Annotated in this window: 12 protein-coding genes and 1 tRNA gene; 5 read left to right on the forward strand and 8 right to left on the reverse strand. The window is 74.7% G+C overall.

The genetic code is table 11. The features are described from left to right. Window positions 1-60 precede the first annotated feature (60 nt). Window positions 61-1152 carry an ABC transporter ATP-binding protein gene (locus ACFU6K_RS14495; RefSeq protein ID WP_380663095.1) on the reverse strand — a complete coding sequence of 364 codons (1092 nt, stop codon included), beginning with the start codon at window positions 1150-1152 and terminating at the stop codon, window positions 61-63. A gap of 286 nt (window positions 1153-1438) precedes the next feature. On the opposite strand from ACFU6K_RS14495, the gene ACFU6K_RS14500 reads away from it, so the two are divergent. Next, a tRNA-Thr gene (locus tag ACFU6K_RS14500) sits at window positions 1439-1512 on the forward strand. Window positions 1513-1576: 64 nt separating this feature from the next. On the opposite strand, the gene ACFU6K_RS14505 is transcribed toward ACFU6K_RS14500, so the two are convergent. The 6 genes from ACFU6K_RS14505 to ACFU6K_RS14530 all read right to left on the reverse strand — a co-directional run bounded on the left by ACFU6K_RS14505 (window position 1577) and on the right by ACFU6K_RS14530 (window position 7032). Further along, a complete protein-coding gene (locus tag ACFU6K_RS14505) occupies window positions 1577-2785 on the reverse strand; it encodes a sensor histidine kinase (protein WP_380663096.1) in 1209 nt (402 codons plus the stop codon). Continuing rightward, complete coding sequence (locus ACFU6K_RS14510) at window positions 2782-3600, reverse strand: response regulator (RefSeq protein ID WP_380663098.1); 819 nt, start codon at window positions 3598-3600, stop codon at window positions 2782-2784. Before ACFU6K_RS14510 ends, ACFU6K_RS14505 begins: the two co-directional genes overlap by 4 nt. After that, window positions 3597-4481 carry a hypothetical protein gene (locus tag ACFU6K_RS14515; RefSeq protein ID WP_380663099.1) on the reverse strand — a complete coding sequence of 295 codons (885 nt, stop codon included), beginning with the start codon at window positions 4479-4481 and terminating at the stop codon, window positions 3597-3599. Before ACFU6K_RS14515 ends, ACFU6K_RS14510 begins: the two co-directional genes overlap by 4 nt. Before the next feature lie 154 nt (window positions 4482-4635). Next, on the reverse strand, window positions 4636-5364 hold the full coding sequence (locus ACFU6K_RS14520) for a class F sortase (RefSeq protein WP_380663101.1): 729 nt from the start codon (window positions 5362-5364) through the stop codon (window positions 4636-4638). A gap of 82 nt (window positions 5365-5446) precedes the next feature. Further along, entirely contained in the window at window positions 5447-5893 is a 447-nt protein-coding gene (locus ACFU6K_RS14525; protein ID WP_380663102.1) for a sortase-dependent protein, read from the reverse strand. 329 nt (window positions 5894-6222) lie between these two features. Continuing rightward, complete coding sequence (locus ACFU6K_RS14530; protein ID WP_380663104.1) at window positions 6223-7032, reverse strand: hypothetical protein; 810 nt, start codon at window positions 7030-7032, stop codon at window positions 6223-6225. 217 nt (window positions 7033-7249) lie between these two features. Between ACFU6K_RS14530 and ACFU6K_RS14535 the strand changes: the two genes are divergently transcribed. The 3 genes from ACFU6K_RS14535 (at window position 7250) to ACFU6K_RS14545 (ending at window position 9741) form a co-directional block, all read left to right on the forward strand. Further along, window positions 7250-8530 carry an MFS transporter gene (locus tag ACFU6K_RS14535; protein ID WP_380663105.1) on the forward strand — a complete coding sequence of 427 codons (1281 nt, stop codon included), beginning with the start codon at window positions 7250-7252 and terminating at the stop codon, window positions 8528-8530. 168 nt (window positions 8531-8698) lie between these two features. Then, window positions 8699-8932 (forward strand): hypothetical protein, encoded by a 234-nt coding sequence (locus ACFU6K_RS14540; protein WP_117488362.1) that lies wholly within the window; start codon window positions 8699-8701, stop codon window positions 8930-8932. Between the two features lie 260 nt (window positions 8933-9192). Beyond that, window positions 9193-9741 (forward strand): methylated-DNA--[protein]-cysteine S-methyltransferase, encoded by a 549-nt coding sequence (locus tag ACFU6K_RS14545; protein ID WP_304414273.1) that lies wholly within the window; start codon window positions 9193-9195, stop codon window positions 9739-9741. 18 nt (window positions 9742-9759) lie between these two features. On the opposite strand, the gene ACFU6K_RS14550 is transcribed toward ACFU6K_RS14545, so the two are convergent. Continuing rightward, window positions 9760-10833: an ATP-grasp domain-containing protein gene (locus ACFU6K_RS14550; RefSeq protein ID WP_380663107.1), complete on the reverse strand. Its 1074-nt coding sequence runs from the start codon at window positions 10831-10833 to the stop codon at window positions 9760-9762. A gap of 329 nt (window positions 10834-11162) precedes the next feature. On the opposite strand from ACFU6K_RS14550, the gene ACFU6K_RS14555 reads away from it, so the two are divergent. Then, the gene (locus ACFU6K_RS14555; protein WP_380663109.1) at window positions 11163-12581 is read left to right on the forward strand and encodes a family 2B encapsulin nanocompartment shell protein; all 1419 of its coding nucleotides are present in this window, start codon (window positions 11163-11165) and stop codon (window positions 12579-12581) included. Window positions 12582-12583 lie beyond the last annotated feature (2 nt).

Raw genomic sequence — 12583 nt, forward strand, 5'->3', positions numbered from 1 at the left:
CCACGAGGGTCCGACGGGCTCCGGGGGTCGCGCTTCGCGCGGGTGTCGCGCGGGGTCGCGTCAGTTGCTCAGGCGCAGGCCGGAGCTGGTGGAGAAGACGTGGGTCTCGTTGGCGATCGGCACGACGTGGACGGTCTCGCCGCGGGCCGGGATCTGGCGGCCGGGCACGCGGACGACCAGGTCGTGGTCCTCGCCGCCGATCTGGGTGGTGCCGTAGACGAAGCCGTCCGAGCCGAGCTCCTCGACCACGTTCACGGTCACCGCGACGCCCTCGATGCCGCCCGCCGGGACGATCTCGAAGTGCTCGGGGCGGACGCCGACGGTCACCGTCTTGTCGGTGCCGGCGCCGGCCAGGTCCTCGCGGGAGATGTTGACGACCGAGCCGCCGAACTTCACGCCGCCGTCCACCAGCGGCACCTCGACCAGGTTCATGGCCGGCGAGCCGATGAAGCCGGCCACGAAGAGGTTCGCGGGCTTGTCGTACATGTTGCGCGGGGTGTCGACCTGCTGGAGCAGACCGTCCTTGAGCACCGCGACCCGGTCGCCCATGGTGAGCGCCTCGGTCTGGTCGTGGGTGACGTACACCGTGGTGATGCCCAGGCGGCGCTGGAGGCCGGCGATCTGGGTACGGGTCGAGACGCGGAGCTTGGCGTCCAGGTTCGACAGCGGCTCGTCCATCAGGAAGACCTGCGGCTGGCGGACGATCGCGCGGCCCATCGCGACGCGCTGGCGCTGACCGCCGGAGAGCGCCTTCGGCTTGCGGTCCAGCAGCGCGGTGAGGTCGAGGATCTTCGCGGCCTCCTCGACCTTGGTGCGGATCTCCGCCTTGTTCACGCCGGCGATCTTGAGCGCGAAGCCCATGTTGTCGGCGACGGTCATGTGCGGGTACAGCGCGTAGTTCTGGAACACCATGGCGATGTCCCGGTCCTTCGGCGGCAGGTGGGTGACGTCGCGGTCGCCGATCCGGATCGCACCGGCGTTGACGTCCTCCAGACCGGCCAGCATGCGCAGGCTGGTCGACTTGCCGCAGCCCGAGGGGCCGACCAGCACGAGGAACTCGCCGTCCGCGATCTCCAGCTCCAGTGCGTCCACCGAGGGCTTGTCCGCCCCGGGGTACACGCGGGTCGCCTTGTCGTACGTGACAGAAGCCATGGTTGTTCGTCTCCTTCACCGGCAGGAACGTGCCGGACGATCCGAGTAAAGGGGGTCTGTTTCTGCTCCGCCGGGCCCACCAGTGGTCTGAACCACTGCCACGAACCGGCTCCCGGCGACGCTACCTGCGCGTCCGCCGCTTGTCAGCCCCCACCCGACCCGATTTCGGCATCGGTTCCATCACGCCCACCCATCCCACCAACCCCCGGATATCCCCCCATCCCGTCACCCGGGCCCGGTAGACTGCCCCCCGGTGCCGCCGTGATCCATCGCGGACGGCCACCGTGCCTCCTTAGCTCAGCTGGCCAGAGCACCGCTCTTGTAAAGCGGGGGTCGTCGGTTCGAACCCGACAGGGGGCTCCGCGCAGAACGGGAAGGGCCGGTCCGACGGATGTCGGGCCGGCCCTTTCGTCGTCGGCCGGGGTCAGTCCTGGGGGAGGGTGAGGGTGGCGAGGGCGCCGCCGGTGGGGTGGTTGGCGAAGGTCAGGGTGGCGCCGATGACGCGGGCGTGGCCGGTGGCGATGGTGAGGCCGAGGCCGTGGCCGCGGCCGCGTTCGGGGGCGTTGGTGCGGAAGCGCTGCGGGCCGTGGCGGAGGAGGTCCTCGGGGTAGCCGGGGCCGTGGTCGCGGACGGTGATCCGCGGGCCGTCGACGTGCAGGTGGACGGGGCCGGTGCCGTGGCGGTGGGCGTTGAGGATGAGGTTGCCGAGGATGCGGTCCAGCCGGCGCAGGTCGGTGCGGACCTGCCGGTCGGCGGTGATCTCGACGGTGACGTCCAGGCCGGTGAGGGTGACGGTGCGGCGGGCCGCGCGCTCCAGCGGGACGGCCGAGAGGTCGGGGGACTCGGCGTCCGCGTCCAGGCGGGAGACCTCCAGCAGGTCCTCGACCAGGCCGCGCAGTGCCTGGACCCGGTTCTGCACGAGTTGGGTGGGGCGGCCGGGCGGCAGCAGTTCGGCGGCGGTGACGAGGCCGGTGAGCGGGGTGCGCAGTTCGTGGGCGACGTCCGCGGTGAAGCGCTGCTCGTCCTCCAGCCGGCGGTGCAGGGTGCGGGACATCAGGTCGACGGCGGCGGCGAGGTCGGCGACCTCGTCCTTGCCGTCGACGAGTTCGCCGATCCGGGTGTCCGTCCCGCCGGCCGCGATGCCGCGGGCGGCGGTGGCCGCGGTGCGCAGCCGGCGGCTGATCCGGTCGGCGACGAGCACGCCGGCCAGCACGGTGGTGAAGACGGCGGCGACGACGGTGAGCAGGATGATCCGGTCCAGGTCGGCGATGGCCTGCCGGTCCCGGGTGAAGTCCACCCGGACGGACACCACCCCGTCCGGCACCGGGTTGGCCGCCCACATCGACTCGCCGGTGCCGTCGGCGACGAGCAGCGAGCCGTGCCGGCCGCCGTCGGCGAGGGCGCGCAGCCGGTCGGGCAGCGCCGGGTCGTTCAGGACGGCGCCCCGGCCGACCGCCTTCCCGCCGCCGCGGTCGTAGTCGTTCAACGCGGAGTCGAGGGCGGCGAGCGAGGAGGAGCGGGCCTGGTCGACGTGCTGGCGGATCATCGCCTGGTGGACCAGCAGGCCGACGGCCACCGCGACCAGGACGGCGATGGCGGCGACGGCGGCGGCGATCTGGCGGCGCAGGGTCATGCCGGGCGCCGCAGCTTGTAGCCGAAGCCGCGGACGGTCTCGATCCGGCCGGAGCCGATCTTGGCGCGCAGCCGCTGCACGTGGACGTCCACGACCCGGGTGTCGGCGCCCCACTCGTAGTCCCAGACGCGTTCGAGCAGGGTGGAGCGCTCCAGCACGATCCCGGGCGCGGCGCTGAACTCCAGCAGCAGCCGCAGTTCGGTGGGGGTGAGCGGGACGAGGCGGTCGTCCACCCGGACCTCCATGCTGTCGGTGTCCACCTGGAGGCCGTCGAAGCTGCGGACGGACGGAAGGGCGGGAGGGGACGGAGGAGCGGGCGGGGACTGCGGGGACTGCGGGGACTGCGGGGGCGGAGGGAGCGGAGAGGACGGGACGGAGGCCTGCGGCGGGGGCGGCGGCGGGGTGTCGGCCGCCGGGGCGACCGGGACGCGGCGCAGCACCGTACGGATCCGGGCGACCAGGACGGCGCTCTCGAAGGGCTTGACCACGTAGTCGTCCGCCCCGGCCTCCAGCCCGGAGACCACGTCCACCGGGTCGGTCCGGGCGGACATCATCAGGATCGGCAGCTGGCTCTCCTCCCGGATCCGGCGGCAGAGGCCGACCCCGTCGAGCAGCGGCAGCATGACGTCCAGCAGGAGCAGGTCGGGCCGGACGGCGTGGAAGGCCTCCAGGCCCTCCAGGCCGTCGGCCGCGGTGGTGACCGGGAAGCCGTAGCGCTCCAGGGCCATCCGGGTGGCCTCGCGGATCACCTCGTCGTCCTCGACCAGGAGGATGTGCGGGTGGGCGGGGGTGGCGGCGGGGGCTGCGGGGGTCATCGCTTCGCTTCCGGGAACACGGCGGGGACGGAGGGCGCGACGGGCACGGAGGGGGCGGAGGGCATGGAGGACGGCCGGGCGCCGCGCGGGGACGGGACGGCGGCCTCGGGGGCCGTCTGCCTCGGCGCGTACGGGGCGGGCCGTGGCGCCGGTCCGGGGTCGGGCACGGCGGTGGCCGGCCGGCCGGCGTCCGGGCCGGTGGACGGGCCGGTGGACGGGAGCGGTATGACGCCCTCGTCCTTGCGTTCCTTCAGGGCGAGCCTCTTCCCGTCCCACGCGTAGTGGCTGGTGGTCCGGGCGTCGACGCTGGTCGGCTCGATCAGCCACAGGTCGGTGCCGACGGTCGAGGCGTTGAACGCCGGCTGGACCCGCACCTGGAGGACGGGCAGCAGCCGGTCCTCGGCGAGGGCGTAGACGTGCAGCACGACCCGCCCGGGGGTGGTGACGACGGTGATCAGCTCGGGCTGCCCGTCGCCGGTGAGGTCGCGGAACTCCGGGGCGCGGACCTCGCAGCCGGCGCAGGAGCCGAGCGCCTGGCGCTCCTCCTGGTCGACCTTCGGGTCCTTGGCGAGGACGGTGCGGACGTCGACCGCGGTGATGTCACGCCCGGGGACGGTCAGGTCCGGTACGGGCTGCGGCGGCTCCTGGGTGACGTCGGTCGCGGCCGCGGCCGGCGGCGGCGAGGTGGGCAGGTCCGGCCAGAGCGGCCGGGACACCGGCGGCGGCGTGACGGCCCGGGCCGGGCCCTGGTCGCGCAGGTCGCCGGGGGTGGCCCGGCCGAAGGCCAGGGCGGCGAGGGCGAGGACGACGACCAGGCCGGCCAGCGCGGCCACCGGGACGGCGCCGGGCCGGCGGCGGGGTGGTGGTGGGTTTGCTGCCACGGTCGGTGCTCGTCCTCCTGCTGGGCCTGCGCTGCCTGCTGCCTGCTCTGCCTGCGTCCACGGCGACGTTCCGGCTCGTCGCCTCCCGTCACCGCCCCGGTGGTAGGTCGTGCGGGCGGTGGCCGGCGGTTCCCCGACGGCGGTTCGTGCACCGTCAGGCCAGGTCCGCCAGCACGATGATGTTGTCCGTCCAGTGGCCGTCCGAGCCGATCCGGCCGCCGCAGGTGATCAGCCGGAGCGCGGGCGCGGGCGTGTCGCCGTACACCTGCTCGGTCGGGAAGCGGTTCTTGTCGGCCTGGAGCAGCTCGCGGACCTTGAAGTCCACGGTGCCGCCGTCCGCGCGCCGGATCCGGATCAGGTCGCCGGGCCGCAGTTTCGGCAGCTGCTTGAAGACTGCCGGGCCGTGCACGGTGTCGTAGTGCCCGATGAGCACGGCGGGGCCGGCCTCGCCGGGGGTGGGGCCGTTGCGGTACCAGCCGACCTCCTCGCCCCGGTCGGCCGGTGGCACCTCGACCGTGCCGTCGGGGTTGAGGCCGAGGTCGGTCACCGGTGCGTCCACCCCGACGGAGGGCACCAGCAGGCGGGTCGGCGGCGATGCGGCGTACGGCTTCGGGGCGGTGGGTGCGGTGGGCGCGCTGCCGGTCGTGGCCGGGGTGCCCGGGGCCGCCGCCGGGGTGTCGGCGCCGGTGCCGTGCCCGGAGGTCTCGACCCGCACCACCGGGGTCTCCCGGCCGGACAGCGCGAGCGAGGTGCCGAGCACCAGGCAGAGCAGGCCCGCGGTGCCGAAGGCGGTACGGCGCAGCGGGCCGGGGCCGGGCCGGGGGGCGCGTCGGCGTCCCCGCCGGTGGCCCGGGGCGCGTCGGTGGCTGTCGGTCCCCGCCACCGGGGCGGCCCCGGCGCCGCTTCCCCGACTGGCCGGGTACGGGGAAGCGGCGCCGGGGTGCCCGGCGGACTCGGGACCGGTGTCAGCCGCGCGCACCGGAGCGGCGGCGCAGGAGGGCGAAGCCCAGGCCCGCGGCGCCGACGGCCGCGACGGTGCCGCCACCGGCGAGCATCAGGCCGGAACCGTCGGAGGCGGTGGAGCCGTCACCGGCCTGCGCGGCGCCCTTGGGCACCTCGCGGACCTGCGGCTGGGCGCCACCGGGGGCGGCGGGTGCCGGGGCGGCGCCCTTCGGGGCGGCCCCGGCCGGCGAGGCCTCGGGCTTCGGGGCGGCGGAGGGCGTGGCGGGCGCGGGCGGGGCGGTCCGCACCGCGGCGTCGCCGGCCGGGGCGGCGGAGGGCACGGCGGGCTTCGGCGCGCCGTCGGCCCAGGCCTGCCCGCCGGTGACGGTGGCCAGCAGCGCGGCGCCGGTCAGGGCGCAGGCGGCCAGGACGCGGCGGGCGGGGGAGTGGTGGGTACGGCTCCTGCTCATACGGGGTGTCTCCATCGTGCGTCGGTCGGTAGGTGGTGGCCGCCGGTCCGCGGTGCGGTCCGCGGTGCGGTTCGCGGGCCCCGGCGGGCCGGTGTCGCGGGACGTCCGTCGTCGGCGCCGGACGCGTGCGTCCTCGTCGCGGACGCCCTCCGGCCGCTTCACCCGGTTCGACGGGTCCGGCCGGTGGCGTCGTGGATGACGCTAGGAGGGCCGTGTCGCGGTCCTCGGCCGGTCGTGTCACGGCCGCCCATCGGCTGCGTAACGGCGCGGTTCGGCCTCTCCGGGCGGAACGCCCGGGGCCGCCGCCACCCCCGCCCCACCGGCCCGGGCTACCGCCCCGACCGCAGCCGGCGGAGCGTCCAGCCCGGGCCGAGCGGCCGGGTGTGGGCCGTGAAGAGTTCGGCGGCGCGGCGGTAGGAGAGGCGGGCGTGGCCGGTGTACGGGCAGCGGTCGCGGTCGGGGGTGCCGGCGGGGGCGCGGCGGTCGGTGAGGAAGAGCGGGCCGGTGGCGCGGCCGGCCACCAGGAGGGGGAGCAGCCGGGCGGTGCCGGACTGCCAGTGCACCGGGGTGCTGCCCGGGCGGGTGCGGCGGCGGGGCGGGTCGAGGTGGTCGGTGTCCAGGGCGAGGACGGTCTCGATCGCGGCGCCGGACTCGTGCAGCAGGTGCCAGAGCGTCTGCTCGCGCAGCGGCGCGCGGAGGGCGAACAGGGCGCGCAGCTCCTCGGGGCTCAACGGGCCGGTGGCCGTGGCGGGTTCGGGCAGTGGCCGGGGGAGCAGGCCGGTGGTCGGGTCGCCGTCGAGCCAGCCCCGGGCCCGCCACCAGGCCACGGCCGCGCGCAGGGTGGAGAGCTCCCGGTTGAGGGTGCGCGGGTCGGTGTCGGCGCCGCGCCGGGCGGCCGCGGCGCGGAGCCGCTCGGCGGCGTCGGGGTGGTCGAGCAGGGCGAGCGGCAGGACGGGCGGCCGGGCCCGTCGCCGTTCGGGGCCGGTGGGGGCGGGTCGGTCGGCGAGCGCCCAGGCCCAGGTGTCCAGTGCGATCCGGTAGATCCGCCGGGAGCCGTCGGCGAGCCCGGAGGCGGCCAGGTAGCGCTCGACGGCGACGGCGTACTCGACCGGCGGGAGTGCTGTCGCGGTTGCTGTCACGATCGCCTTCTTCCGAAGTATTCAAGTGTCGCAGTAAATCACTGTTCCGGGACACCTGAAGCATAGGCGCCAGTCGCGGTAAACAGCAGGTGGAAAGCCATAAAGGCGTGAATTTACTGCGGTGGATCGGGATCTCATCGAATTGACTCCAAAAGGCTCAACTTTTTTCCCGCAATCCCTTGAATCCGCCCTCCGTCGACGCGCAGACTTTCTGCACATGGCAGTGCAGACCGAACGGATCCCGGCCCGCCGAAGGCGCCTGGGAGACCGGCTCGCCGTGTTCGGCGAACGCGAGTTCACGTGGTTCTTCCTGGGGTACGCGACCTCCCTGATCGGCTCCTCGATGGCGCCGGTCGCGGTCGCCTTCGCGGTGCTCGACGGCGGTGGCGGCGGCACTGGCGGTGGCGGCACCGCCCTGGGGTGGGTGATGGCGGCCCGGATCCTCCCGGTGGTGCTGGTGCTGCTGGCCGGCGGGGCGATCGCGGACCGGCTCGGCAGCCGCCGGGTGATGCTGGGCTCGGACCTGTTGCGCGGCGTGGTCCAGGCGCTGTTCGCCGGGCTGCTGGCGGCCGGGCACGCCCCGGTCTGGGCGATGGTCGCGCTGGTGGCGGTCTGGGGGATCGGCGAGGGGCTGTTCATGCCGGCCTTCGGCGCGATCGTGCCCGACCTGGTGCGCCGTACGGGACTGGTGGCGGACGCCAACGCCCTGCTGGGGCTGGCCCGTTCGGTGTCCACCGTGGTCGGCCCCGCCACCGCCGGCCTGGTCACCGCCGCCTGGGGCCCGGCGGCGGTGCTGCTGGCCGACGCGGTGACGTACGGCGTCGGCGCCTTCGCGCTGGCCAGGCTGCGGCCGCCGGTGCGGGCGGTGGCCGGCGAGGGGTCGATGGTCCGGGACCTGCGGGCCGGCTGGTCGGAGTTCGCCTCCCGCCCGTGGCTGTGGGTCACCACCGTGCAGATGGGCCTGTTCAACCTGCTGGTCTGGGCGCCCTTCCTGGTGCTCGGCCCGCTGCTCGCGCAGCGGGACCTCGGCGGCGCCCGCGCCTGGGGCCTGGTGATGGGCGTCTACGGCGCCGGCGCGGTGCTGGGCGGCCTGCTGATGCTCGGCCGCTCGCCCGCCCGCCCGCTCGCGGTGGCGTCCGTGGCGGCGACGGCCTGGGCGCTGCCCTCCGCGGCGCTCGCGGCCGGGGCGGGGCTGCCCTGGGTGGCGGCCGGCGCGCTGGTGGCCGGGGTCGGCTCGGCGGTCTGCGGGACGCTCTACAGCACCACCACCCAGAAGTGGGTGCCGGTGGAACTGCTCGGCCGGGTGACGGCCTTCGGCGTGCTGGGCTCCTTCGCCCTCGGTCCGCTCGGGCTCGCGGCGGCCGGTCCGCTGGCGGGCCGGTTCGGCGCGGACACCGTGCTGCTGCTCGGAGCGGTCTGGCAACTGGCTGCCGGGGCCGTAGTGTTGGCCGTACCGGCGGTACGCGACCGTCGCTGGGAGGAGGGCCCGGACAGCTGACCAACCCCTCGGACGGCTCCGGGGCGCACCCCCGGCCCACCGCGCACCGCGCCCGGCCGGCCCCGGAGCGCGACCGGCTGCCCCACCCGCGCACGTACGCCTCCGCGGCGGGCGGGGCGGCCGACCCGGTCGTACGGTGGAGGACGGGGGTGACGGAGGAGGTCGATCATGCCCGGCTCGCTCACCATCAGCCATCACGGGTCCGCGGTCACCCTGGACCACGCGGACGCGGAGCGGCTCGCCACCGTACTGGCGGACCTGGCGTACCTGCTGGAGATCCCGGGACCGAACCGGATCAACGAGGAACAGCTCGCCGTGCTGTGCGAGGGCCGCGCCCCGGACCGCGCCGAGCTGGTGCACTGGTGCGCGTCGAACGCGCGCGGACTGAAGGGGCAGTTCTGACCGGAGCCGCCCGGGCCCGGGCCGCGGACCGTCCGCACCCGGGCCGTCCGCCCGAGCCCGCAGGCCGTCCGCCCTGGCCCGCCGACCGCCTGCCGCGGCCCGCAGGCCGTCCCCCCTGGCCCGCCGCCCGCCCGCCCGAGCCCGTGGATCGCCCGCCGTGGCCTGTCGGCCGCCCGCCGTACGATGGCGCGCGGGGCGGGGACGCCCCCCGGACGCCGGGGTGGCCGGCGGCCGGTTCGGCGGAGGGTGGGGGCCCGAACGTGCCGCAGTCCTGGTCGATGTCCTGGCTGACCGTGCCCACGCCGCTGCCCAGCGGGCCGATGCACATCGCGGTGACCCCGCTCGGTGTGGTGTCGGCCGGTTACCGGGGGCCGCGCGAGGGCGAGGCGCCGCCGTGCACCGACGAGTCGAAGATCGCCGCCGTCACCGAGCGGATCGGCGCCTACCTGGCGGGCCGCACCCGCGACCTGGGCCTGCCGATCGACTGGAGCCTGAGCTCCGGCCCGCACCGCGCGGTGCTGCAGGCGCTCTGGCGCGAGGTGCCGTACGGCCGGACCATCACCTACGGCGAACTGGCCGCCCGCAGCGGGGTGTTCGAGGACGTGACGGAGCCCGGCCTGGCCGCCCGCACGGTCGGGCAGATGATGGCCGCCAACCCCGTCCCCCTGCTGGTGCCCTGCCACCGGGTGGTGGCGGCGGACGGGATCGGCGGCTTCGGCGGCGGCCGGGTCGGGATCGAGGTGAAGCGCTGGCTGCTCACGCTGGAGGGCGTGCTGGAGCCGACCCTCGACTGGAACGGCCCGTTGTAGCGGCGGGGGCTCGGCCGTTCACCGGTGCAGTGCCCGGACCAGTGACACCCGTCCCGGCGCCCGGCGCTGCAGCACCGGCCGGATGCCGGACACCAGCGTGTACTCGATGCCGTGCACGTCCGGTTCCGCCCCCGGGCACTCCGGCCGCTCCCCGAGCGCCAGCCGCACCGCGTCCCACGGCAGGTTGAGGCCGCACAGCCGCAGCTGGTGGAGCCCGGCGGCGGGGCGGGTGTTGACGTCGATGACCACCGGCCGGCCGTCGAAGCGGCGGAACTGCACGTTGGACAGGTAGGCCATGCCGGTCGCCCGGACCAGCCGCCGGACCGGGTCCAGGTAGCACTCCTCGGTGGTGAAGCCGCGGCGACGGCCCTCCTTGGTGCGCCCGACCGCGGTGAGCGGGCCGCCGTCCCGGTCGGCGAGGCAGTCCACCGAGACCTCCGGTCCGTCCAGGTACGGCATCACCAGCAGGTCCACCGGCTCCCCGTCCGGGCCGCCCTCGGCCAGTGCCGCGGCCACCTGCTCGACCTGCACCCGGTGGTCCCAGCCGGTCAGCCGCCGCGCGCCGTACGGCTCCCGGGTGAGCACCCGGAAGCCCGCGCCGCCCGCACCGGCGGTGGGCTTGAGGCAGGCGGTGTGCCCGGCGCCCTCGATCCGCTCGACGGCGTCCCACAGCTCGCCGGGGGTGCGCACCCGCCACCAGGGCGGGGTGGGCAGGCCGGCCCCGGCGATCACCGCGTAGCCGTCGGCCTTGCTGGTGAAGGCCGCTATCGCGGTGGCCGGCGGGCAGAGCAGCGCGGTGCCGATCGCCTCGAACTCCGGCCGGGCGAGGGCGATGGCGAGCTGGTGCAGCTGCGGGACGAAGACGTCGACGGCGTGCCGGGCGCAGTAGTCGAGCGCGTAGCCGACGTAGCCGTCCGCCGGCAGGTCGGCCGGCTCGGCGCTGCCGTGGTCGGCGGCGGCGAGCACGGGGGAGTCCGGGTCGCCGTGGGTCGCGTGGACCACCACGGGGCGTGGGGCGGCGCGCAGTTGTTCGATGAAGAAGACATTCTCGGCGTAGGTGCGGTTCAGCCAGACACGTACGGGTGTACTCATGTGACCCTCCCGGGACGAGAGTTGACGAAGGGTCAGGGCACCCTAGCGGCCTGTTCGAACAGCCCGGACGGCGGGGGTGCCGCCTGTGGACCATGGCGCGGGGTGGCGCGGTTCGGGGCGGGGATGGGGGAGGATGGGGCGCCGCGCTCCCATTTGTTCGAATTGACGGTCGAACAGATATCGATCGGGTGATCTATTCGTACTATTTGTTTAGGCATTCCGAACCACTCGAACGAGTGATTGCGGGGCACCCTCGACAGGGCCCACCATGAAGCTGCAACACGCATGTGCAAGGCGACACTTCATCGGGATATGCGAAGGGCTCCCCCATGTCGACCGAAACCAATGCCGGAATTCCCGCGCCCAGTGCGCAGTCGGGGGTCCGGCAGCAGCAGAGTCTGAGCACGGCCGGCGCGCGGAACCTCGCGACGACCACCAAGTCCGCGCCGCAGATGCAGGGCATCAGCCCGCGCTGGCTGCTCAGGAAGCTGCCCTGGGTGCAGGTGTCCGGCGGCACCTACCGGGTGAACCGCCGCCTGCGCCACTCGGTCGGCCGCGGCCGGGTGGGTTTCGTCAAGACCGGTGCCGAGGTGCGGATCGTCCCGCCCACGCTGGCCGAGGTGCCGGTGCTGCGCGGGTTCCAGGACGAGGCCGTGCTGGAGGAGCTGGCCTCGCGCTTCGTGCAGCGGGAGTTCGCCGCGGGTGAGGTGCTGGTCCAGGCCGGGGCCCCGATCACCGAGGTGTTCCTGATCGCGCACGGCAAGCTCGACCGGCTGGGCACCGGCAAGTACGGCGAGGAGACGGTGGTCGGCACCCTCGCCGACGGCGACCACCTCGGCGACGAGGCGGTCCGGCAGGACGGCGGCTCCTGGCCGTACACCGTCCGCGCGGCGACGGCCGGCACCGTGATGACGCTGTCCTGGCCCGCCTTCCAGGAGCTGCACGACCGCTCCGAGGCGCTCCAGCTCCAGATCATCGAGTACCTGAACGGCTTCCAGCAGGCGCAGAACAAGCACGGCGAGGCCGCGATCGACCTCTCCGCCGGCCACCAGGGCGAGTACGAGCTGCCCGGCGCCTTCGTGGACTACGAGCTCAAGCCGCGCGAGTACGAGCTGAGCGTCGCGCAGACCATCCTCAAGATCCACACCCGCGTCGCGGACCTCTACAACCAGCCGATGAACCAGACCGAGCACCAGCTGCGGCTGACCATCGAGGCCCTGCGCGAGCGCCAGGAGCACGAGCTCGTCAACAACCCCGACTTCGGTCTGCTCGGCAACGCCGCGTACGACCAGCGCTTCCAGACCCACTCCGGCCCGCCCACCCCGGACGACATGGACGAGCTGCTCAGCCGCCGCCGCGGCACCAAGCTGTTCCTGGCCCACCCCAGGGCCATCGCCGCCTTCGGCCGGGAGCTCAACAAGCGCGGCCTCTACCCGGGCACGGTCGAGGTCGACGGCAAGCAGATCCAGTCCTGGCGCGGCGTCCCGGTCTTCCCGTGCAACAAGATCCCGATCGTCGGGAGCACCAGCTCGATCCTCGCGATGCGAATCGGCGAGGACAACCAGGGCGTCATCGGTCTGCACCAGACCGGAATTCCGGACGAATACCAGCCGAGCCTTTCGGTGCGGTTCATGGGAATCGACGACAAGGCCATCATTTCCTACCTGGTGAGCGCCTACTACTCCGCCGCGATCCTGGTGCCGGACGCGGTCGGCGTCCTGGAGAACGTGGACATCGCGCAGTACTGACG

The organism is Kitasatospora sp. NPDC057512 (genome assembly GCF_042802135.1).
GTDB lineage: Bacteria > Actinomycetota > Actinomycetes > Streptomycetales > Streptomycetaceae > Kitasatospora.